Here is a 23,342-nt window from a genome sequence, read left to right on the forward strand (position 1 = left end):
CGTTATCCTATATAATATTGCCGGCCGCATGTACCATGATCTGAGTTGAGTTTATTTCGTCTCCAGTTAACTCAGCGGCAATTTCACCATCTCGAAAAACCAAAACTCTATCACTGACACCAATAACTTCTGGTAGCTCCGATGAAATCATAATAATGGAAATTCCTTTTTCAGTTAGAGAGCGCATTAATTGATAAATTTCTGATTTTGCCCCAACATCAATACCTCGAGTGGGTTCGTCGAAAATAAGAATTTTGGCTTGTTTATTTAGCCAGCGAGCAATAACAACTTTTTGCTGGTTTCCACCGCTTAAAGTAGAAACTGCAGTGTGAGGCTCTGGTGTTTTAACTTTTACTTGGGAAATTAAATCAATAGATAAAGTGAGTTCTTTTTTGTTTTGAATTAAAAATAATTTTTGAGCGTGATTGTTTAGCCATATATTTTCTTTAACGGAAAACGGCAATACAAGTCCTTGAGTTTTTCGGCTTTCTGGTAATAAACCGATACCTAATTGCAGTGCAGTCGCAGCTGATTTAACTTTAACTTCTTTGCCTTCTAAAACAACTTTTTTCTTGTAAGCCTTATCAGCACCAATCATGGCAAGAATAGTTTCTGTGCGACCTGAACCGACTAATCCAGCAAGCCCTAAAATTTCACCTTTTTTTAGTTGAAGGTGGTTAGTTGGGCTATATGAAAAACGCTGAACTTCCGCATCTAAGATGACTTCTTGCTCGTTAAATTGGCGTTTATGAGGGTAAATATTTTCAACTTCACGGCCAACCATCATTTCGATAATAACGTCTAAATCTGTTTCATCGACCTTACGCGACCCTATATATTGTCCATCGCGTAGTACACTGATGGTGTCACAGATTTCATAAATCTCTTCTAAATGGTGGGAAATAAAAAACATTCCAACCCCTTTAGCTTTTAAATCGCGCATTACATCGAATAAATGGTTTGCTTCATTGGGGGTTAATGTCGCAGTTGGCTCATCTAACACTAAAATTTTAGCATCCAAAGACAGTGCTTTTGCGATTTCAACAAACTGTTGTTCTGCAATACTTAAATGGCTAATGGGTTCATCAACATTGATGTTTACACCCAGCTCAGCTAGGATTTCCTGCGATTTTTTTCGCATTAATTTTCTATCTAATAAACCAAACTTATTTTTCAGCTCTCTATTTAAAAATATATTTTCAAAAGCATTTAAATAAGGAATAAGAGAGAATTCTTGGAAAATAATACCTACGCCTGCTTTTATTGCATCTCTGTAGTTATGAAAGGTGTGTTCTTTGCCTTCAATCAGAATTTGTCCGCTATCAGGTTTATGTATTCCACATAACACTTTCATTAGCGTTGATTTACCTGCGCCGTTTTCACCTAATAATGCGTGAACTTCCCCCTTTTCTAGGGAGAGATTAATATTATCTAACGCCTTAACCCCAGGGAAAGTTTTACTGACATCTTTTAATGCTAATAATTGCATCATATTGCTTCCCTATATTTCTCAACTGCTTAAAAATGGGTAACAAAGCCATTTGGAATTTTTATTCCAATATGCATTTAATAATTAATATTTATGAAAATGTATTGCACCGAACATCAGAAATACAGGTGCAATACATCGGTTATTGATAACTAACGATTACCAGTGAAAGTCTTTAGCATTTGTTTTGTCAATCAATTTAACATCAATTGGGACTTCTTTAGGGACATTGGCGCCCCAGTATTTTGCTAAGCCCATAGCTAAACCAATACGAACTTGGTCACGAGGGAATTGCGCTGAAGTAGCAATAAATGGCGAGTTACCTTTGGCAATCTCAGCAACCGCTTCAGGAGAACCGTCAACACTCACTAATTTGACATCACGACCAGAGGACTCAATCGCTGCTAACGCACCTAAAGAACCGACATCGTTAACACTGAAAATCCCATTTAGCGTTGGGTTTGCTTGCAACATGTTTTCTGTCACATTCATCGCAGTATCGCGTTCTTGTTTACCGTTCAATTTAGTTACGATTTTAATATTTGGGTATTCTTTCATTGCCGCTTCAAAGCCACGAACACGCTCAAGAATTGGTACAACAGGGATACCATCTAAAATTGCCACTTCGCCTTTGCCGCCTAGTGCTTCACCTAAACGTTTACCTGCCATTAAGCCAGCATCATAGTTTTTAGAACCAACGAAAGAGTCAATTGGGCCATTTGCTTGAGCATCAATGGCGATAACTACAACTCCCGCTTTTTTCGCTGCCAGTACAGCCGTTTCTGCACCAACGCTATCTGCCGGGTTTATTAACAGAATATCGATTTTTTTCTGTAACATATCTTCGATATCACTGGTTTGTTTTGATACATCATGAGCTGCATCAGAAATGTATAGTTGTGCGCCCATATCACCCGTTGCGCTCTCTAAGGCTTCCTTCATGGTGACAAAATATTCATTGTTTAATTCTTGAAATGACATACCCACTGAAACTGGCTTAGCGGTAGCGTTAAATGCCATACCTAAAGTCAGTACACTTGCAGCGACAGCTAACTTTTTAAATTTACTCAGCATAAGATGTTCTCCTAAAAGAGCGTTTAATTATATGTAGGGTTTTTACTTATTTAGTGTTTATTTGAATTATCAATTATTACTGCCAGTTAAAACATGTTTATGGCTTGATGACGACTTTAATTGAGTCTGCCGATTTCGCCATGACAAAAGCTTCTTCCCACTCATCGATGGAATAGAAGTGAGTAACGATATCATCAGCGCTAACTAAGCCACGGCTAAACAGGTCTATAGCAACTTCATAACTATATGGGCCTAAGTGGGCTCCGCGGATATCGAGTTCTTTGCGGTCACCAATGATTGACCAGTCAACAGTTGTTTCTTTACCGAATACGCTAAATTCCACGAAACGGCCAAGTTTGCGGATCATTTCTAGTCCTTGAGTAACACCAATTGGCGCGCCCGTTGCTTCAATATAAACATCACAGCCATAGCCTTCCGTCATATCTTTAACTAATTTAATGGCATCTTCTTTCAGTGGGTTGATAACAACATCAGCACCAAATTTCTTTGCTAATTCAAGGCGTTCATCAATCGCATCGATAACAACCAGTTTTTTCGGTGTTTTTAATTTGGCGACTTGGATCATACACAGCCCTAGTGGGCCTGCACCCGCAATGACGACGACGTCATTTAAATCGATATCACCACGGCGTACAGTGTGGATAGCACAAGCCATTGGCTCAATTAATGCGGCATCTTTATCGGATAGTTCATCAGGGATTTTATGGATAATAGCGCGTTCTGAAAAACGCATATATTCAGCCATACCACCGTCGGCAACTTCTTTTTGGAAACCGTAAATATCATGGGTTTCACACATCCAGTATTTACCTGATTTACAGAAACGGCATTCCCAACATGGGACAATTTGTTCTGCTAAGATGCGATCGCCGATTTTCAATTTGAATTTTTCAGCGGAGCCTTCACCGAGCTCTGCAACGCGGCCATAAAACTCATGGCCAGGAACTACTGGGGCTTTGATCCATGGGTCATCTCCCCAAAACATTTGAGCACCATCGTTGGCTTTACAGTCGCCAGCACAGATCCCGCACCCATCAACTTTGATGACAACTTCTCTAAATCCTGGCGTTGGTCTTTTAATATTTTCAAAGCGATAATCATGTGGGCCATGACAAACAACTGCTTTCATTTTTTCAGGTAGGTTACTCATGTTCTAAGACCTCTTTCTAGTTGCTAACCCTAATGTTGACGTCAACATTAAGCGTTTTTTTATAACGCATTTGCTTTAGTTTTTTAACGCTTAACTATCAATATTGATATGTATGTAAGAAAAATGGTTGTTTAATGTTATAGATAAAATAAATTTTTTTTAATATGACGACGTCGTCATTTTTGAAAGTAAGTATCTTAAAAACTAAAATTTGTGATTCAAACCCTAATCTTAGTCACTTAATTGAGTACTTTCATTGGGAAATGAGACTGCCGAAATTGACTCTGTAACATGATGAAAATCTTAATTCATTCCTTGTTTTGTTTTTTTAGAAATGAATATGAAATCGAGTATAATTATTTTAACTATTTTCAGAAGCGGATAATTCATGCAAAAACATTTCAGCTCACACTTTTGAATGAAAACAAATTTAAACTACATTTAATAAAGAGATATTGAATGGCTAATAGGCCATTATTTTTAATTTATAAAATTTAATTTAAAAAAATAAATAAAGTAATGAGTCATTTTGATACGCTGTCATAATATTTTTTGCAGATATACCTATGGGTGTGAAAAAAATAGCTTTATACCTCGTAATTGTATTTTGCCAATTAAACAAAGTATAAAGCTAAATAGAGCCAAAGTTTAACTTCATTTTGTCAATAAAATCATTTTATTACAGCGTAAAGGGTGTGAGGGAGACTCACACCCTTGTGCTAGACAATCATTGGTGCAATGATAAAGCCGAAAGCGACACCGGCAATAATTCCACCTAGCCCTGGTAACATAAAGGGATGATTTAAAATATATTTTCCGACTCGAGTAGACCCAGTAGAGTCGAATTCAATGGCAGCTAATGATGTTGGGTAAGTGGGTAAGACAAATACCCCGGTGACGGCGACAAAAGAGGCCAAAATTGCCCATGTCGGGACATCTAAGGCAATGGCTAATGGAATTATTAATGGTGTTGTGGCACCTTGCGAATATAACAAGGCACAGGTCAAGAACAGAACTAAAGCCAATAAAATAGGATATGCAGATAATACATCTCCCGCGATGGCCTTGATTTGGTCCATATGGGCATCAACAAAAGTGGTACCTAATGTCACAATTCCGAGGATCACTGCAAGAGAACTCATTCCTGAACGGAATGTTGGTGCTAATACAATGGAATCCGGTGATGTTTTACAGAAAACCACCATCAAACATGCTGCACTTAGCATACAAATGATGATGATATCTCGTGTTCCCATCGGCTTACCGATATCAAAACCGGGACGTAATTGTGGGAATGCAGCGAGGATCACGATAGCAATCGTGGCAATAATGAATAGAACAACAGAGAATTTTTCTCTCGTTGTGCTCTCGCCTTTTTTCTCTTCGTATTTATGAACTAAGCCTTTTTGTAAACGTTCTAAATAGACCTCATCGTTTTCAAGTTCGCAGCCCTGACGTGATGCAATAAAAGCGGCAACCATGGCAGCAACAAAAGAGGCGGGTAAACAGACTGACATAACCACAATAAACGTGATGCCGTTACCTTCCATAATGGTCAGCATCGCGGCCATTGCGGCACTGATTGGAGAACCGGAAATCGCAATTTGTGAAGCAACCACTGAGCCTGCTAATGTTCTAGATGGTCGGATGCCCGAATCTTTCGCAATTTCTGCTATCACAGGCAGCATAGAAAACACAATGAAACCTGTACCAGCCATGATAGTCATCACCCAAGTGGTGATTGGCGCTATAATGTTTAGATACTTAGGATTTTTACGCATAAATTTACTGGCTAGGCGGACTAGATAATCCATCCCGCCCGCAGCTTGTAATGCAGATGCTGCTACCACAACTGTCATAATAATCAGAATAACATCAACAGGTGGTGAACCTATAGGTAAACCAAATCCGATAGTTAATACCGCTAATCCTAACCCACCACAGAGTCCTATACCTATTCCGCCCATGCGTATACCAAAGAATATTGCACCTAATACAACAATGATTTCTAGCCAAACCATAATCGTCTCCAATAGACAATATATTGTCATTAGTAATATTAAAAAATTAATTTTGATATTTGATATAAGTTAAATATTTTTATTTATCATTAAATTTTTTTCCGACTCTGTTTTCATACCAGTGAATACTTGCTCTGACCAATGAGCTGGTTGAGTCGATATATTTATCTGGATAACTATTAATTTCATTTTCAAGAATGACGGGAACCTCGGTGCAGCCAAGAATAATAATTTCAGCGCCTCGGGAAAATAAAATTTCAGCTTGCTGTTTCATAATGGACTCAGCAATTTTTTTATTTCCTGATTTTAATAAATAAATGCTTTCCATTACATTTTCTTGGCTTTTTTTATCAGGGGTAATGCAGTTTAAATGTTTATTCTCTATATTTTTTTGATATAGTCCCATATACATAGTGGCATTTGTTGCAAGTAATCCGATATTTTTTTTCTTGGTTGCTAGTACTTCTTTCATTGTCGTCTCAACAATGCTTAGCATGTCGACATGGCAAACTTTTTTTAGTTCACTAAACCAAAAATGTGCTGTATTACAAGGTATAACAATACATTCGGCCCCGGCACTTTCTAGTTTCTTTAAATAGTCAGTCATTAAAGGTAAAGGTGATTCACCATGGTTTAATAGCGCTTCTGTTCGATCTGGTATATCAGGAATAGATGATATAATTAAAGGGATATGCTCTTGGTCTCTATTTGCTACGGTATAGCTTACAAATTTATTAAATAAATCAACAGTAGCGGCAGGCCCCATACCACCTAATACACCAATTAAACCTTTCATTTTAATACCCCTGCATTTCATTAGCCTTTTTATAAAATAAAAATCAATAAATGCTTATCTTTCTTCATTTATTTAACATATTGGTTAATATTCAAGTGATTATTAACTTACTTATTGCTGCTTAACTTTTGGTTAATATTTATCAATGTTTGTCTTGGATGAGAAATGCAAGTAAGTATGGTTTGATGCAAGATACGCATTAAGAACTTTCATTCAAAATAAAAATATTTTTATAAATTGCTCTGAAGGCCTGAATAGACTAGGTTTTATGAATTAAATAAATTAAATGAAAATTATTTTTGATTTTTGTTAATGTTTTAAATGGTAGGGCTATGCATAATACAAATAACGCTATTACAAATTTAGCTTTGTTATTTAACTAGTCATTAACTCAAAATATCAATAAAAATACTTTTAGTTTTTTATATTTTAACAGCAAGTCAATTTAAGGCTTAATAAGATGAAAAATATAGAAACAAAATGGCTATATGATTTTTTAACTCTAGAATCATGTCGACATTTTTCTCATGCAGCAGAACAGCGGAGTATTTCTCAGCCCGCATTTAGCCGTCGTATTAAAGCTTTAGAGGAAGCCATTGGCGTTGAATTATTTGATAGAACGACTTCCCCTTTACAGTTGTCTGAAGAGGGCAAAATTTTTCATTCTCAAGCGCGTAGTTTATTACAACAACTGGAATGTAACTTAAATGAACTATCCGGTCACAATGTATTGAGCCTACCGAATATTAAAATTGCCGCCGCTCATTCGTTGTCACTGACATTACTGCCTAAATTGGTTCATGGGCTGTCTGGTTACGGTGAGGAGTTTGTTTACCATGTTGAAGCCATTGATGTGGTGCAAGTTGTGAACACATTGAGAGAAGGGAAAAGTGATTTTATTATCTCATTTTATGATGAAGATTTAATGCAATCCCCATTTTCCTCATTGAATGTATTTGAATCTGAATTATACCCAATTTGTGCAGCGGATGAGCATGGTAAGCCGCTATTTGATATCTACCAACCTCAAGTGCCATTGCTGAATTACACCAGTGCTTCATATATGGGGAGGTTAGTTAATCGTCGGTTAAGTGAATTTGGTGCGATCAATTCGAAAACACTTTTCATGTCATCAATGAGTGAGTTACTAAAAAATATGGCTTTGGATGGCCATGGAATAGCATGGTTACCCATTTATTCCGTAGTGAATGAATTAAAAGAGAAAAAGCTAGTTTGTTTGGAGACCCCTGAATTAACAATACCTATCCAAGCGTATATTTACCGCATGGATACACGACTAAATAAAACCGCAGAGGACTTTTGGCGCATTTTGAAAAAGAATATCCCTGAGGATTTACGGAATTTGTCGTAGTAGAAGGGGCTTTTTCATTATCACCTCTACAATTTGTTAGGCAGAATTTAATTATAGTTGTCTTATTTTTTAAGGGAAGCGAACAAATCAGAGGTGGATAAATCAATGAAATTGTCATTTCCTTGGGAGATCACATGCTATGTCCACCTAAATGGGGCTGATATGAGGGCGAGTTGAATTTAGTTGAGTTGAAATTGGGCGAGTGTTGACCTCAGAGAGATACAAAGCAAAAACCCGCCTTTTGGGCGGGTTCTTTGAATAAGTGGTGCCCGGACTCGGAATCGAACCAAGGACACGGGGATTTTCAATCCCCTGCTCTACCGACTGAGCTATCCGGGCAACGGAGCGTATTAAACCTGATTTCATTGGTTGAGTCAAGGCGCTTTCAATAAACTTTTGACTGCATGCGCTTTTTTTCAACATGTTAGCTAGTTTTTAATCGAAAACACATAAAATTATTAAGGTTAATGACTAATGCCAGCCTTAAATCAGATTTTGGCTGGCATTCACTATTGGAAAATTTTAACGTAGATAATTTTTCTGTGCTTTGTTCACTTTAATCAGGTAATTACGTGACTCAGTTGCAGGGTGCTTAGTGGACAAGGTTTCATACACTTCACCCGGTTCTAAATTATTAATACGCTGCGCGGCTTGCTTTTTATCGCTGTGGAACACCCGCAGAACGCTGCCTGCGCCGCCATTATATGCGGTAATAACAGCATAACGGCGTGAGGTTTGATTACGAATATCGCCTAAGTAGCTGTTTTGCAATATAGCTAAGTAAGCCGTACCCGTATCAATATTTTTTTCTGGGTCAAACAAATAGCTACGGCTAGGAACACCAGATTTCCCTTGTGAGCGGAAAACATCTTTGCCGGCGGTATTTGGCATAATTTGCATTAAACCAAGCGCATCAGAGCGGCTAACTGCATAAGGGTTGAAACTCGACTCAATTTGCATGATCGCGAGGATTAATGACTCATCAACACCATATTTGGCCGCAGATTTCTTAATATAAGGTAAGTATTTATGAGCCCGTTTATCTAAATGGTTTGGTACTAATTGCATAGTCACGGACCAAACAATATTCATACCAGACTGTCTGCGCTGCATTTTATTTTCAATCAGATAATCAGCAAACTTTGTGGCTCTCCATTCCCAACGAATCGCTTCTCCTGTGTTATCGAGCACTTGGCCAAATAAAAAGGGTTCTTTGCTATGAGGAATATCATTGATATCAGAATAGAGGTCAATGGAATTGGGGTCGTCCCCCATTAATAAGGTGGTGACAATGGCTTTCTTTAAGTGCTGTGAAGGCTCTACCGCTGAAATAGTCTCAACCGTAATGGTCCCTGCATCAAAATTAATATGGCTACGAGTTCGGTATTCATCGGTATATTTTACGTAGTCTTTTGGACCCGCAATTAATACTTCTTTAATGCCCCAAATATTTTCAATATTGTGGGCAAATTGACTCATTAGTATATCGAACCCATTGGTATCTTTGACATAATCAGGGTTAAAGTCAGATTTTTGCTTGCTAGAACAAGAAATAATTAGAGGGATCAACAAACTCAGCGCAAATAGTTTTTTCATACGATTCACAGTCTTGGGGCAAAAGTCTACCTACTAAGTAGGTAGACAAACAGATTATTTTTCAGGTGTATAGCCATCAATATGGATATCGTGGCCTTCAAACAAGAACTTAATCATTTCTTGTTCTAACATTTTACGGTCATCAGGGTTCATCGTATTAAGTTTCTTTTCATTAATGAGCATGGTTTGCTTTGCCATCCACTGGCTCCACGCCTCTTTTGAAATCTCGTTAAAAATACGTTTTCCTAACTCACCTGGGTAAAGCTGAAAATCTTGCCCATCTGCATCACGTTGTAAAAATGTACAAAAAATGGTTCTACTCATTAATTTTTCCTCAAATATCAGGTAGTAAGGCGAGCTGTTTTAGTAAACTTTCAACTGGGGCAGCAAGGCCGATAGTTGCGCCTAAGTGTAAGTTATACCAGAGTCCTTTGCCTTCATCCATGGCAGAATTAAATGCCTGAATCTTAACTTTTACAGGGATAATATCTAAATGAAAATGGCTAAATGTGTGACGGAAAGAAATTAATTGCTCTAATTGAGTATACTCAAAGCCAGATTCGTTCAGCCAATCATTGAGTTGCTCTAAAGAATCAAACTGTGGAAAGGCAAATAACCCCCCCCAAATACCGGATGGTGGGCGTTGTTCTAACCAAACATCATCGTCGTGCTGAATAATTAGAAACCAAGCACTCTTTTCAGGGATTTTCTGTTTTGGTTTTTTACCTGGGTAGTTTTGCCATGAATGATTAGCATAGGCCATACAGCCAAAATTAAGCGGGCATAGTTCGCATTTTGGTTTACTGCGAGTGCAGATCATTGCGCCTAAATCCATCATCGCTTGGTTAAAAAATTCAACTCCCACTTGTGGGGTGACATCAGTGCTGATTTCCCACAAACGGTTTTCGACTTCTTTTTTACCCGGCCAGCCATCAACCGCATAAGCTCGAGCTAATACGCGTTTAACATTACCATCGAGGATAGGGTAATGCTGTTTTTGCGATAATGATAAAATTGCCCCAGCAGTGGACCGGCCAACACCGGGCAGCGCGAAAACTTCATCAAATGTAGTGGGAAATGAGCCACCATATTGAGTTGCGATCACTTGAGCGGCTTTATGGAGATTTCGAGCCCGAGCGTAATAGCCGAGCCCTGTCCATAAGTGTAAAACTTCATCAAGAGGTGCGTTGGCAAGGGCGGTGACGTTCTCAAAGCGAGAAATAAATTTCTCAAAATAGGGGATTACCGTACTCACTTGGGTTTGTTGCAGCATAACTTCAGATAACCACACATGGTAGGACGATTTTTCCTGTTGCCATGGCAACGTTTTACGACCGTATTTGTGATACCAGTTGAGTACTGCAGATGAAAATTGTTGAGCTTCCATTAATAATTTTATTTTTTATTGATATTTCCAGTCATGATAGGAATTGCAACATAGACGAAGGGGGCTGTAAACCGCTATTGTGTTGTTTAGTGTAAAGTTAGCGAATTATCAACTGCATCCTTGTGGAAGTTTTGCTAAACTCCGATATCCATCATGCCTCAAGGGTAAAGTTAATCACTACAACTTGGGCATTTAGGGCTGTAAATTGATAGGTTTAGTAACCAATCACCTTATAAACTTGATTGTTGGCACATTAACTTAATTGGGCACTCATTTTAGAACCTTTATTATGATCAATAATGTTATCTCCCCCGAATATAATGAAGATGGGCGGGTTATGCGCCGAGTCCGTAGTTTTGTCCGCCGTCAAGGGCGTCTGACAAAACGTCAGGAAGACGCATTAGAAAAAGAATGGGCAGAAAAAGGCATCGATTTTATCAATGAACCTTTTGATTTTGCCAAAGTATTTAATAACTCAAATCCAGTTACCTTGGAAATTGGGTTTGGGATGGGCGCCTCATTGGTGACCATGGCATCTCAAAATGCAGATAAAAACTTTTTAGGTATTGAAGTTCATGCTCCCGGTGTTGGCGCATGTTTAGCATCAGCAAAAGAAGAAAACGTCACCAATTTACGGGTGATGTGCCATGATGCAATAGAAGTTTTAGACTGCATGATCCCAAACGGCAGCCTTGCGATGGTTCAGTTATTTTTCCCTGACCCATGGCATAAAGCGAAACATAATAAGCGCCGTATTGTGCAAGTTCCGTTTGCAGAAAAAATTCGTAGCAAACTAGCTATCGGCGGTGTTTTCCATATGGCAACAGATTGGCAGCCTTATGCAGAGCACATGCTTGAAGTGATGACGAGTGTCGAAGGGTATAAAAACTTATCACCATCAGGTGATTACGTTCCTCGTCCAGAAACAAGACCAGAAACAAAATTTGAAAAGCGCGGCCAGCGGTTAGGGCACGGTGTATGGGATTTAATGTTTGAGAGGATCAAATAATGGCTAAACAACCACGTAGTCGTCGTTTACGTAAAAAATTACGCTTGGATGAGTTCCAAGAGTTAGGCTTTACTGTTAAGTGGAGCTTTAAAGAAGGTACGCCGATTGAGGAAGTTGACAGCACCGTTGACCAACTGATTGCAGAAGCGATTGAACCGAATGGTTTGGCGTTTGAAGCAAGTGGCTATATGAACTGGGAAGGGATCGTTTGCTTACAAAAAATTGGCAAATGTACCGAAGAGCACCGTCAAATTGTTGAAAATTGGCTAAAATCAAAAGGCATGAATGACGTCGTCGTTTCTGAGCTGTTTGATGTTTGGTGGGAAGAATAATTTTATTGAGTCAATCTCAATAAATAAACTGAGCTTTCAGTCGCTTGAAGAGGCATCCAAAAATTGGGTGCCTTTATTTTCTGTTGCAAATACTATCTGGAGTCAACGTCTTGAGCGCCATGCTTTCTAACCAGCTACTCAACGATATCCTAGACCAAGTTCGCCCACTGATTGGGCAAGGTTGTGTTGCAAATTATATTCCTGCTTTAGGTTGCGTACCTTCCCACCATTTAGGCATTGCGGTATCCACGATTGACGGTGATATTTTCACCGCAGGGGACGCATATCAACGTTTTTCAATTCAATCTATTTCAAAAGTATTAAGCCTCACGCTTGCAATGACACGTTATGAGGAAGAGGAAATTTGGAGCCGCGTAGGTAAAGAACCCTCAGGGCTACCCTTTAATTCGTTAATTCAAATTGAAATGGAAAAGGGGATACCTCGAAACCCGTTTATCAATGCGGGAGCCATTGTTATTGCTGATATGTTGCAATCACGCCTAAGCGCACCTAAACAGCGCATGCTAGAGTTTGTCCGAAAGTTGTCCTGTGAACCGGATATCAGTTATGACACGGTTGTCGCTCGTTCAGAATTGGAACACGCCAGTCGTAATGCAGCCATTGCTTATCTTATGAAATCTTTTGGAAATTTTGAAAATGATGTTTTAACGGTTCTCGAAACTTATTTTCATTATTGCTCTCTAAGTATGAACTGTGTTGAATTAGCGAGGTGTTTTTCCTATTTAACATCGCAAGGGATGTCATCTTGCTCCATTGACCCCATCATCACGCCACTACAATCAAGGCAAATCAACGCATTAATGATGACTTGTGGTATGTATGACGGTTCTGGTGAGTTTGCATTTCGGATAGGAATGCCCGGCAAGTCTGGTGTTGGTGGCGGTATTGTTTGTGTGGTTCCAAACCAATTTACCGTAGCGGTTTGGTCACCTGAGCTAGACTCGGCGGGGAACTCTTTAGTCGGCTGTGCGGCTTTAGAGTTATTATCGAAACGAATTGGGCGTTCTGTTTTTTAATTAATGCTCTACTAGGAGATTTTATGTTACGCCATACATTAATTGCATTTTCACTCCTTGCTTGTGCGACGAGCCAAGCTGCAGATTATAACTGTTCTGTGACACCAAAGGATGACATCGTTATGACACCTGAAAGTGTGCAAGTTATTGGTGCAAGTGGCGATTTAAAAATTACGCCAAATGGTGATATCACGCTTAACGGTAAAAATGTTGCTGCAACAGAGGCCCAAAAGCAGCAAGCTATTCGTTACCAAGCCTCTATCCGTCAGGATTTACCTTGGATAAAACAAGAATCAGAAAAAAAATTATCAACTTCAAGGGAAACGATAGACAAAGTTGTTGTTAAAGTGGTTGGTAGCGATAGCAATATCCGTAACCGGTTAACAAAACTAGAAAAAGAGCTTAATGGGCAAATCAATCAAATTATTGAGACTCGTCCTAATGGTTATGTGTTTCACCATGAAGCCATGAAAACTGTTGAAACGAAAGGGCGCGAGCTGGTTAATGAAAGCCTAGGTGGTATTTTACAAGACAGCATCAACGAAATGGGGCGCAAGCAATTGTTATCAGGTGGTGACGCCAGTAAAGCGCTACAAGGTATGTTAGGGAACTTAGGTGGGTTACAGCAAGAGCTCGAATCTGAATGGAAAAAACAAGAGAAAAGTTTCCAGCAATTTGGCCAACAAGTTTGTTCTAAAGTGACTTCAATAGAACAACAGCGCGCTTCGTTACTTAATTCAATCAAAAGTAGCTGATAGCGCTAAAATCATAAATAACCTTATGAACAGTAATGTATTTTTTGTACATTACTGTTTTTTATTTAGCGATATTATCGTCATCATCAATTTGTGTGATATTAATTCCATTAATGGGAATGAAAATGAAATTGATTCTTATTTGATTGACATCTAAGCCACTCACTTTACAATGCGGGTTTGGCTTAATGACTAAATTGGGATCATTTAAATGAAAAAATTCATACCTGCTCTGCTTGTTTCTGTGTTGTCATTCTCTGCGCCTATCGCTCTAAGCGCTGAATCTACCACTTTCACGCCAAATGCGGTGATAGCGCAAGGTGCGGAGAAAGTAACGATCAAACACTTATCAGGTGAAACTGAAGTCGTGAAAAAACCACAAAAAGTGGTTCTGTTTGATTTTGGTGTTTATGACTCAATGCAAAAACTCGGCTTAGGCGACAAAGTTGTTGCACTCCCAACAGGCAATGCTCCCGCTTATATAAAAGGCAGCATTCCTGCATCAATGGAAAATGCAGGTGGAATGAAACAACCTGATTTAGCCAAAATCGCGCAATTAAAACCTGACCTGATTGTGATCACGGGTCGTCAAGGTAAGTCTTATGATGAGTTATCAAAAATTGCACCCACTATTAATTTAGGTTCTGATAGCAAACACTATATTGATTCTGTGAAAGCCAATATTGGTGTGATTGGCGAACTTTATGGTAACCAAAAAGCGGTTGATGAGCAGTTAGTCCAATTAGATAAAGTCATCGCAGACGCCCAGAAGAAAGCGGCTGATTCCAATAAAAAAGTTTTAGTATTGATGCATAATGACGGCAAATTAATTCCAAATAGCCAAGCCGTTGTTTACAGCGTTGTGAAAGCGCAACGCGCTGACCTACCGGTTGATGAAAGTGCAGATAAAGCAAAACGCCGTGTAGTGGATACCAAAACTATTGCTCAAGCGAATCCAGACGTGATCCTGATTGTTGACCGTAGCGAAGCGATTGGTGCAGGTAAACTGGATAAAACGGTATTTGAAGACAGCAATATTCAAGAAACCAAAGCTTATAAAGACGGCAAAATTACTTACCTGCAATCTGACTTATGGTATTTGTCAGGTGGTGGTTTAGTTAGCTTAACTGAACAAGTTAATGCGGTGGTGAATGCTTTATAACAGATATCTGCCACTGTCTTATTGATGGTGGCAATATGTATTACCTCAATTGTTATTCTTGTCTATTTCATTTTTATCTCTAAACAAAAGCCCACGTCAAATAAAGTGGGCTTTCATCTAATTTATAAGTGAAATGATTTATAAATAAATCGAATAACCGCTACTCTTCACCTAAAAATAACTCTAATAGGGAATTGAGAAACAATTTTCCATGCTCTGTGATCTGCCATTTATTCACGGTTTCTGTGATATAGCCTTTAGCTAAGGCTTCATCAATGGCCGCTCTAACTGTTGATTCTGGTAACCCTGTATATTGGGTAAATTCAGCGCGAGGCATAGCTTCAAGCAGGCGAAAGCGGTTCATGAAATATTCAAATGGCCTATCGGAGGCATCAACATCATAGGATTGGTGCATATAACGTCCCTCCATATAACCTCGAGGGTGTTTTGTTTTTACGGTTCGTAAAATTTGACCATCTTCAAAAGAAATTTTTCCATGAGCACCACAACCGATACCTAAATAGTCACCAAAGCGCCAGTAATTGAGATTGTGTTGGCATTGGTAACCAGGTTTAGCATAGGCGGATGTTTCATATTGCTGATAACCTGCCGCGCTCAATAATTTATGGCCTTCGGTGTAAATATCCCACAGAGTATCGTCATCGGGTAATACCGGAGGACGTGAGCCAAATTGAGTGTTGGGTTCAATGGTTAATTGGTACCAAGACAGGTGCGGAGGTGCAAGTTCAATGGCTTGGCGCAGGTCAGATAAACCTTCAACTTGAGTTTGCGCAGGTAACCCATGCATTAAATCGAGGTTAAAGCTTCTTAAATTAAGATTAGTGGCCAACTGAGCGGCGCGTTTCGCTTCATCAGCGCCATGAATACGCCCTAAAGTGATTAATTTGTCATTACCGAAACTTTGTACACCAATAGAAATACGGTTGATTCCTGCCGCTTGGTAACCTGCAAAACGGCCAGCCTCAATAGTGCCGGGGTTTGCTTCCATGGTGACTTCTGCGTGAGGGTCTAAATCAACTCTCTGACGTACGCCATCCATTAATGCTTGCATTGACTCTGCACTTAATAAACTGGGCGTTCCACCCCCAATAAAAATGGTTTTTACCGAACGCCCAGCAACTAATTTTGCATCAATGTCTAAATCGGCCAATAAGTGCGCCACATATTCTTGCTGAGGGATTTCCCCTTTAAGTGTGTGTGAGTTGAAGTCACAATAAGGGCACTTTTGCACACACCAAGGGATATGGATATACAGGCTCAGCGGAGGTAATTTAAGCATTCTTTAGCACATCCAACATCATTGTGAGTGCTCTTCCACGATGTGAAACGGCTTGTTTTTCTGCTTTAGTTAACTCTGCTGAGGTGCAACCTAATTCAGGAACATAAAATATTGGGTCATAACCGAAGCCACCTTGGCCTTTGCGTTCATGAGTTATGACACCGTGCCAGCGACCATGAAAAACCAACGGCGTTGGGTCTTCTGCATGGCGTAAATAGACCAGAACGCAGTTGAATTGAGCCTGACGTTGGTCGTCAGGCACATTTTTCATTGCTTCAAGTAATTTTATCAGGTTTTGCTCATCGGTCGCATCTTCCCCCGCATAACGTGCGGAGTAAATCCCCGGCGCGCCACCAAGTGCATCAACGGAAATTCCTGAATCATCAGCAATTGCGGGTAACCCGGTTTGCGCTGCTGCATGGCGCGCTTTTAGGATCGCATTTTCAATAAAGGTTAAGCCCGTTTCTTCAGCAGATTCAACACCTAATGAGGTTTGTGCGACGATATCCATCCCAAAATCACGTAGTAGGTCAGCTAACTCATTCACTTTTCCGGGGTTACCAGTGGCTAAAACAACTTTTTGCATTATTTAAAACTCGTTTTTACATAATACCAATGGAATACATCATTGCAGTTAATGATGGGTCAATCATCAGTGAGATATCAACACGCAGATAATTCAGTGCAATTAAAATAAACATGACAATCATTGCGGAGAAATCTAACCCGCCCATAGCAGGGATGATACGGCGAATTGGCGCCATTAAAGGTTCTGTTAATTGGTATAATAAATAGTCTACAGGGTTACGGCCTTGGCTGACCCAGCTTAAAATTGCACGGATTAAAATCATCCAAAAAATCAATTTACCAGTATAGGTTAATAATAAAATCAGCCCCATAGGCAAAATACTTATGCCTAAAATAGGGAGCAAGTTAGTCGCCCACATACCAAAAATAATAGCTGCAATGGCTAAAATAAATGCCACAACCACTGAAGCGGTATCTATCGCGCCAAAAGAAGGAATGACTCGGCGCAATGGTGCGACGATAGGCTGTGTTGCTTTGACAACAAATTTCGAAAAGGGATTGTAAAAATCTGCACGCACCCACTGCATCCATACGCGCAGTAGTAATACAAAAATATACAGTTGAATCAGGGTAGTAACGACGAATACTAAGGTCTGCATGGTGAGTTCCGCGATTAATTTAAAAAAGTTTTTCCATTTCTTCCGCTCTATTTATTGCGCTTTGCATTGCATCGGCAACAATCTGCGGAAGATTTCCATTATAAAATTGCTCTAAAGCCATCGCGGTGGTACCGCCTTTAGAGGTGACTTGTTCACGTAGAGTCGAAAAAGCCGTGTCATTTTGTGACTTAGCAAGTTCTACAGCCCCCTCAATCGCATGAAGAACGAGCTCTCTAGCTTGTTGTTTATCATAACCGAGTTGCTCTGCTTTTTGCTGCATTGATTCCATAAATAGAAAAAAATAGGCAGGAGAGCTACCAGTAATAGCAATAATGTTATTGATTTCTTGTTCTTGTTGGCACCAAATCGTCGAGCCGACACTTTGCATCAGTTCTTGTGCAAATTGTTTGTCTTGCTCTGAAACTTTCCCTTGAGCAAATAGCCCACTAACGCCTTTTCCTACCAATGATGGCGTGTTTGGCATGATGCGCACTAAATTCAGCGAATGAGCGAAATAGTCGTTATAACGTTCTGCTGGGATCCCAGCCGCAATGGTTAGGACTAATTTTTGCTCAAAATCAGCCGCATTTTGTAGTGGTTCACATACTTCTTTCATCATTTGCGGCTTAACTGCAAGGACAATCACATCTGCAGCTTTAACAGCGGCTAAGTTATCATGACTGCTGATAATGCCATATTGTTCAGCCAGTTTATCTCGACGCACAGGTGTAGGAGAACACACCGTGATCATCGATGCAGGGTAACCATGGTTAACCAGCCCAGCAATGATGGCGTGAGCCATATTTCCGGCGCCGATGAAGGCAATTTTACGATGTTGCATTCTGTTCTCCTATTTATTGGTGATATTGGCGCGCGCCAAAAATAGCGGTTCCTATGCGAACAAGTGTTGAACCGCAATGGATTGCTGCACGCATATCATCAGTCATCCCCATTGAAAGGGTGTCAACCGTGGGATAAGTGTTTTTTAATTGCTCAAATGCCTCATTCATTTGATGAAACGCAGCACATTGGCGTTCATAATCCGTTTCAGGTGCCGGGATCGTCATCAGGCCGCGTAACACTAGGTTTGGCATAGTAGCGACCTGTGCAGCAAGTTCTGCGACTTCTGCTAGTGTTATACCCGATTTACTGTTTTCATCGCTGATATTAATTTGAATTAGCACATTGAGAGGGGCTTTTCCACTTGGACGTTGGTCATTTAAGCGCTGAGCAATTTTCGCTCTGTCTAAGGTATGAAACCAGTCAAAATGTTCAGCGACAAGGCGGCTTTTATTTGACTGTAATGGGCCAATAAAATGCCAAATAAGGTCATTTCTATGTGAAAAATATTGAATTTTCTCAACACCTTCTTGAACATAATTCTCACCAAATTGGCGCTGACCTGCCTCAATGGCTTCTGAAATAGCTTCACAAGGTTTTGTTTTACTTACCGCGAGTAGCGTAATGTCCTGTGGTGAGCGCTGGCACTCTGCGGCAGCATGCTCAATACGCGCGGTGACATCAGTGATATTATTTTGAATGGTCATTATGTTATTCAATATGGTTTATTCAATACTATTTTATTCATGTCAGACATGAATAGCGACTGTAGACCATAGTGTAAAGCAAATTACATCAGAACGGCACCATGGCATGAGGTTAAGCTAAAAATAACCACGCAAAATACGCAATAATTACATCTGTTGTTCAAACCAGCTTTCAAGGATCACCACGGCAGAGGCTGAATCAACTTTGCCTTTGCTTAGTGCTCGATAACCACCTTGTTCAAAAAGGCCTGCTTTTGCTTCAACCGTGGAAAGACGTTCATCATGTAGTTCGACTTTAACACCAAAACGGCCATGAATTCGATTTGCAAAATTACGGGCTTGGCTTGTAACCAGTTGCTCCGTACCATCCATATTAAGGGGAAGGCCGACAATAACCAACTGTGGTTGCCATTCTTTAAGTAACTTTTCGATTTGTTGCCAATCAGGGCGGCCGTCACTGGCTTTCAATGAGGTTAATGGCCGTGCAGTACCTGTAATTTCTTGTCCAACTGCAACACCGATGCTTTTGGTTCCAAAATCAAAGGCTAACAAAGTTCTTCCAGACATTAAGCATGCCCCGCTTGCATTGAAATTGTATGAATATCAACACCAATTAATTTAGCCGCGGCACTCCAGCGTTCATGAATGGGTGTGTCAAAAATAAGCTGAGGAGAAGCTTCAACGGTTAGCCAGCTATTTTCCATAATTTCACGCTCAAGTTGACCTGGCTCCCAGCTTGCATAACCTAGCGCCACTAATGAGTTGGTAGGCGAGTGCTCACTTCCTAAAGTCTCTAAGATATCTTTTGACGTCGTCACCATGACGTCATCATTTAAATGCAGGCTAGATAAAAAGCCTTTAATTGGTGTGTGTAAGATAAACCCATGTTCTTCTGCAACAGGGCCTCCCGCAATGACGGGCTTTTTTAAATTACGGTTATCAATTTTATCTGAAATCGTAATTTCGAGTTTTTTGAGCATCGTATCGACAGAAAAGTCATCAATAGGTTTGTTAATCACGATCCCCATCGCCCCTTTTTCATTGTGCTCACACACATAAACGACCGACTGTTCAAAATAAGGGTCTGTTAAGGATGGCATGGCGATAAGAAAATGGTTTTGCAGATTCAAACTTAGACTCCAGCAAATTTAAAAACAATTGATAGAACACAATAAAAGGCAAAACTATAAGGTGGTAAATAAAACTGATGACTTTTACCGTTTGAAAATAATATATCGCTTGAGAAAATATCTCTTGTAAAAACAATATATTGTGTGGAAAAAATAAAAATCATCAGTAAGAATAAACCACTGCTATAAATTATTTATTGAGACGGTGTTCAATGGCATCCATTAACATACCGGTAATGGAGATATCAAATGCGGCTTCTATTTCCCGTGCACACGTTGGGCTGGTCACGTTAATTTCAGTTAAACGGTCACCGATGATATCAAGACCAACAAAAATTAAGCCTTTTTCTTTTAATGTTGGCGCGACAGCACGCGCAATGGCCCAGTCACTTTCACTTAATGGACGCGCTTCCCCACGGCCACCTGCAGCAAGGTTACCTCGGGTTTCGCCTTGAGCTGGAATTCGTGCTAAACAATACGGAACGGGTTCACCATCAACAACTAAGACACGTTTATCACCATCTTTAATTGCTGGCAGGAAGTTTTGTGCCATGCAGTAACGGGAGCTATGTTCTGTTAGCGTTTCAATAATCACACCCACATTTGGGTCATCTTGTTTGAGGCGGAAAATCGAAGCGCCGCCCATACCATCGAGTGGTTTAAAAATGACATCGCCATGTTTTTGGTGAAATTCTCTCAACTTTTGTGGGCTGCGAGTGACTAATGTGTCCGGTGTTAATTCAGCAAACCAAGCCGTAAATAATTTTTCATTACAGTCGCGTAGGCTTTGCGGCTTATTCACAATTAAGGTGCCAGCTTGTTCCGCTCTTTCTAAAATATAAGTCGCATAGATAAATTCAGTATCAAAAGGCGGGTCTTTCCGCATTAAAATGGCATCAAGTGAACTTAGGGCGATATCTTGTTCCCCATGAAATTCGTACCATTTTTCTGGGTTTTCTTCGACTGTCACGATTTTTGTTTGTGCGCGAGCTTCACCTTGGTGTAAATACAGGTCATTCATTTCCATATAATGGATTTCATAACCTCGACGCTGAGCTTCCAGCATCATTGCAAAACTGGTGTCTTTCTTGATTTTGATGGATGAAATAGGATCCATCACTATACCGAGCTTGATCATTTTTTCTCCTTACCCCAGATCACCTAAGCGCACTTGTAGTGCTGTGATAGCGGTTAGCGCAGTCGTTTCTGTTCGTAATACTCGAGGCCCTAACAGTATATCGGTAAATTGATAATTTGCTGTCATGGCAATTTCGTCTGCTGACAAGCCACCTTCCGGGCCAATCAACAATCGTACTTTCTTCAGTTCAGTGGGTAACGTATTAATACTTTCTGTTGCTCGTGGGTGCAAATTGACTTTAAATGCACCGTCAGTTTCCGCGCACCAGGCTTCAAGGGTTTGCACTGGGCGAATTTCTGGAATTCGGTTGCGGCCGCATTGTTCACAGGCTGCAATTGCAATTTTTTGCCATTGTAGTAATTTTTTTTCGAGTCGTTCGCCATCTAAGCGAACACCACAACGTTCTGATAATAAAGGTGTTATTGTATTAACTCCGAGTTCGACAGATTTCTGGATGGTAAATTCCATTTTTTCCCCACGAGACATGACTTGCCCTAGGTGCAAATCGAGCGGGGATTCTCTATCATCAATTTGGCTATTTTCAATGTGTACGAATACGTTTTTTTTAGTTGCTTCAGTAATTTCAGCACTAAAGGTCTGATTGCTGCCATCAAAAAGTTCGAGTTTTTGGCCAGCAGTCATGCGTAGCACCCGGCCGACATGGTTTGCGGCATCATCACCAAGAGAAATTGTTGTATTTATTTGAAGAGGCTCAGGGTGATAAATGCGTGGAATGCGCATAGCTTTTCCTTAGTACAAACTGGGTTAATAAATAATATAACTTTGATGAATATGGGGGTTGAATTGTTAAACTCAAGCGCTACTACCTAGTTTATAACGAAATACTGACCTTTTATAGTATGTCTGTGCCATAAGCGATATCTTAAACAGTGATGAAAGCAAAATAGGAGATCATGATATTCGAATAAACCGACTCCACTCAACGAAATTAAAGTGTTGGGAGCATCGAAAATTCACAGTATATTTATTTTTATCTCCATAAAGGAATAAGGAGTTAATATGAGGGAACTAATTTGTATTTTTATATCATCAGCTATATCTATTATTTCACCGTCTGAGCAGTTTATATTATCATGCCAAAATGGAAAATTTACAAATCCGTTTAATTTTGTTTGTATTTTTTCTGCTTTGATTATGTTGTTAATCTCTTTTTTCTCGACTAAAAAGCTACTTATTTATTTACCAGTTGTTTTTTTTGATAAATCAAAAATTATTATTAAAAATACTATTCTACTTCTAATATATGGCTTGTTAATTTTTATAATATATTCGACGTCTGATGGTTTATATATGGTTTTATTTTTGACACTATATATTAATTTGATAATTCCATTATTCATCATTGATAATAAAATAGGTTATCTCCGTGATATTCTTACATACCCATTATTATGGTTGGGGCTGTTATATCAAATTCATTTGCCAAATGGGAATGTGGTTTCAGCTATTTACGCGGTGCTGATCAGTTACTTAGTTATGCTTATGGTGGTGACATTGGTTGAAAAACAAACGTCTCAGCCTCAAATGGGGAGGGGGGATTTTAAACTCGTTGCCGCTTGTTCTGCCTGGCTTGGGGTTTGGCAGCTTCCTTACTTTTTGGGGACTGCCGCAGGGGTAGGGCTATTACAATATTGGGTAATCTATGGGTTATTGCCTAAAATATATCAAAAGAAGCAACAGGCGAATCAGGCCTACCCTGAGACATTATCTGGGGAAAAAATAGCTAAAAAAACGAAGATGATCCCATTTGGTCCCGCGCTAATTATTAGCGCTAGCATATGGTTGTATTTATCAATAATTGAATATTAAATTAAAAGA

24 protein-coding genes and 1 tRNA gene are annotated in these 23,342 nt (G+C 39.6%); 7 read left to right on the forward strand and 18 right to left on the reverse strand.

Going from position 1 to position 23,342, the window contains the following annotated elements; genetic code table 11:
• Positions 1-7: 7 nt before the first annotated feature.
• From P3L44_RS04235 to P3L44_RS04255, 5 genes are all read right to left on the reverse strand, one after another.
• Complete coding sequence (locus P3L44_RS04235; protein ID WP_140172743.1) at positions 8-1,492, reverse strand: sugar ABC transporter ATP-binding protein; 1,485 nt, start codon at positions 1,490-1,492, stop codon at positions 8-10.
• Between the two features lie 156 nt (positions 1,493-1,648).
• Complete coding sequence (locus P3L44_RS04240; RefSeq protein WP_370661211.1) at positions 1,649-2,509, reverse strand: ABC transporter substrate-binding protein; 861 nt, start codon at positions 2,507-2,509, stop codon at positions 1,649-1,651.
• A gap of 151 nt (positions 2,510-2,660) precedes the next feature.
• The gene (locus tag P3L44_RS04245) at positions 2,661-3,734 is read right to left on the reverse strand and encodes a zinc-binding dehydrogenase (RefSeq protein WP_140172742.1); all 1,074 of its coding nucleotides are present in this window, start codon (positions 3,732-3,734) and stop codon (positions 2,661-2,663) included.
• A 719-nt stretch (positions 3,735-4,453) separates the two neighbouring features.
• The gene (locus P3L44_RS04250; protein WP_094963063.1) at positions 4,454-5,755 is read right to left on the reverse strand and encodes an anaerobic C4-dicarboxylate transporter; all 1,302 of its coding nucleotides are present in this window, start codon (positions 5,753-5,755) and stop codon (positions 4,454-4,456) included.
• Between the two features lie 79 nt (positions 5,756-5,834).
• Positions 5,835-6,551, reverse strand: coding sequence for an aspartate/glutamate racemase family protein (locus P3L44_RS04255; protein WP_272662795.1), 717 nt, complete (start codon positions 6,549-6,551; stop codon positions 5,835-5,837).
• A gap of 460 nt (positions 6,552-7,011) precedes the next feature.
• Between P3L44_RS04255 and hypT the strand changes: the two genes are divergently transcribed.
• The gene (gene hypT / locus P3L44_RS04260; RefSeq protein WP_140172740.1) at positions 7,012-7,923 is read left to right on the forward strand and encodes a hypochlorite stress DNA-binding transcriptional regulator HypT; all 912 of its coding nucleotides are present in this window, start codon (positions 7,012-7,014) and stop codon (positions 7,921-7,923) included.
• Positions 7,924-8,186: 263 nt separating this feature from the next.
• Here hypT and P3L44_RS04265 read toward each other — a convergent pair.
• The 4 genes from P3L44_RS04265 to mutY all read right to left on the reverse strand — a co-directional run bounded on the left by P3L44_RS04265 (position 8,187) and on the right by mutY (position 10,906).
• Positions 8,187-8,262: transfer RNA gene (locus P3L44_RS04265), tRNA-Phe, on the reverse strand.
• 183 nt (positions 8,263-8,445) lie between these two features.
• The gene (mltC, locus tag P3L44_RS04270) at positions 8,446-9,519 is read right to left on the reverse strand and encodes a membrane-bound lytic murein transglycosylase MltC (RefSeq protein WP_140172739.1); all 1,074 of its coding nucleotides are present in this window, start codon (positions 9,517-9,519) and stop codon (positions 8,446-8,448) included.
• 54 nt (positions 9,520-9,573) lie between these two features.
• The gene (locus P3L44_RS04275) at positions 9,574-9,843 is read right to left on the reverse strand and encodes an oxidative damage protection protein (protein ID WP_042848738.1); all 270 of its coding nucleotides are present in this window, start codon (positions 9,841-9,843) and stop codon (positions 9,574-9,576) included.
• 10 nt (positions 9,844-9,853) lie between these two features.
• Positions 9,854-10,906: an A/G-specific adenine glycosylase gene (gene mutY / locus P3L44_RS04280; protein WP_272662796.1), complete on the reverse strand. Its 1,053-nt coding sequence runs from the start codon at positions 10,904-10,906 to the stop codon at positions 9,854-9,856.
• A 289-nt stretch (positions 10,907-11,195) separates the two neighbouring features.
• Here mutY and trmB point away from each other — a divergent pair, with 289 nt between their 5' ends.
• From trmB to P3L44_RS04305, 5 genes are all read left to right on the forward strand, one after another.
• Positions 11,196-11,915 (forward strand): tRNA (guanosine(46)-N7)-methyltransferase TrmB, encoded by a 720-nt coding sequence (trmB, locus tag P3L44_RS04285; protein ID WP_004264669.1) that lies wholly within the window; start codon positions 11,196-11,198, stop codon positions 11,913-11,915.
• Positions 11,915-12,247, forward strand: coding sequence for a YggL family protein (locus P3L44_RS04290; protein ID WP_004264672.1), 333 nt, complete (start codon positions 11,915-11,917; stop codon positions 12,245-12,247). Before trmB ends, P3L44_RS04290 begins: the two co-directional genes overlap by 1 nt.
• A 119-nt stretch (positions 12,248-12,366) precedes the next feature.
• On the forward strand, positions 12,367-13,284 hold the full coding sequence (glsB, locus tag P3L44_RS04295; protein WP_004264677.1) for a glutaminase B: 918 nt from the start codon (positions 12,367-12,369) through the stop codon (positions 13,282-13,284).
• A gap of 23 nt (positions 13,285-13,307) precedes the next feature.
• Positions 13,308-14,039 (forward strand): DUF2884 domain-containing protein, encoded by a 732-nt coding sequence (locus P3L44_RS04300; RefSeq protein WP_272662797.1) that lies wholly within the window; start codon positions 13,308-13,310, stop codon positions 14,037-14,039.
• A 211-nt stretch (positions 14,040-14,250) separates the two neighbouring features.
• A complete protein-coding gene (locus P3L44_RS04305; RefSeq protein ID WP_125893698.1) occupies positions 14,251-15,201 on the forward strand; it encodes a siderophore ABC transporter substrate-binding protein in 951 nt (316 codons plus the stop codon).
• Between the two features lie 160 nt (positions 15,202-15,361).
• Here the strand turns inward: P3L44_RS04305 and hemW are convergent, their stop codons facing one another.
• The 9 genes from hemW to rsmE form a co-directional block, all read right to left on the reverse strand.
• Positions 15,362-16,501: a radical SAM family heme chaperone HemW gene (hemW, locus tag P3L44_RS04310; RefSeq protein WP_140172736.1), complete on the reverse strand. Its 1,140-nt coding sequence runs from the start codon at positions 16,499-16,501 to the stop codon at positions 15,362-15,364.
• Positions 16,494-17,087, reverse strand: coding sequence for an XTP/dITP diphosphatase (locus P3L44_RS04315; RefSeq protein WP_140172735.1), 594 nt, complete (start codon positions 17,085-17,087; stop codon positions 16,494-16,496). Before P3L44_RS04315 ends, hemW begins: the two co-directional genes overlap by 8 nt.
• A gap of 16 nt (positions 17,088-17,103) precedes the next feature.
• Complete coding sequence (locus P3L44_RS04320) at positions 17,104-17,688, reverse strand: YggT family protein (protein WP_094962050.1); 585 nt, start codon at positions 17,686-17,688, stop codon at positions 17,104-17,106.
• Between the two features lie 19 nt (positions 17,689-17,707).
• Complete coding sequence (proC, locus tag P3L44_RS04325) at positions 17,708-18,529, reverse strand: pyrroline-5-carboxylate reductase (RefSeq protein WP_004264693.1); 822 nt, start codon at positions 18,527-18,529, stop codon at positions 17,708-17,710.
• A 13-nt stretch (positions 18,530-18,542) separates the two neighbouring features.
• Positions 18,543-19,235: a YggS family pyridoxal phosphate-dependent enzyme gene (locus P3L44_RS04330; RefSeq protein WP_140172734.1), complete on the reverse strand. Its 693-nt coding sequence runs from the start codon at positions 19,233-19,235 to the stop codon at positions 18,543-18,545.
• A gap of 147 nt (positions 19,236-19,382) precedes the next feature.
• Positions 19,383-19,802, reverse strand: a complete 420-nt coding sequence (gene ruvX, locus P3L44_RS04335) for a Holliday junction resolvase RuvX (RefSeq protein ID WP_004264697.1) — start codon at positions 19,800-19,802, stop codon at positions 19,383-19,385.
• Entirely contained in the window at positions 19,802-20,365 is a 564-nt protein-coding gene (locus P3L44_RS04340) for a YqgE/AlgH family protein (RefSeq protein ID WP_094962048.1), read from the reverse strand. The genes ruvX and P3L44_RS04340 overlap by 1 nt, the downstream gene beginning before the upstream one ends.
• 190 nt (positions 20,366-20,555) lie before the next feature.
• Entirely contained in the window at positions 20,556-21,503 is a 948-nt protein-coding gene (gene gshB, locus P3L44_RS04345) for a glutathione synthase (protein WP_140172733.1), read from the reverse strand.
• A gap of 9 nt (positions 21,504-21,512) precedes the next feature.
• Entirely contained in the window at positions 21,513-22,244 is a 732-nt protein-coding gene (gene rsmE / locus P3L44_RS04350; RefSeq protein WP_140172732.1) for a 16S rRNA (uracil(1498)-N(3))-methyltransferase, read from the reverse strand.
• A 279-nt stretch (positions 22,245-22,523) separates the two neighbouring features.
• Here rsmE and P3L44_RS04355 point away from each other — a divergent pair, with 279 nt between their 5' ends.
• Positions 22,524-23,333 (forward strand): A24 family peptidase, encoded by an 810-nt coding sequence (locus tag P3L44_RS04355; protein WP_272662798.1) that lies wholly within the window; start codon positions 22,524-22,526, stop codon positions 23,331-23,333.
• The last annotated feature ends 9 nt before the right edge of the window (positions 23,334-23,342 follow it).

It is taken from the genome of Providencia sp. PROV175, from assembly GCF_032707045.1.
GTDB lineage: Bacteria > Pseudomonadota > Gammaproteobacteria > Enterobacterales > Enterobacteriaceae > Providencia > Providencia hangzhouensis.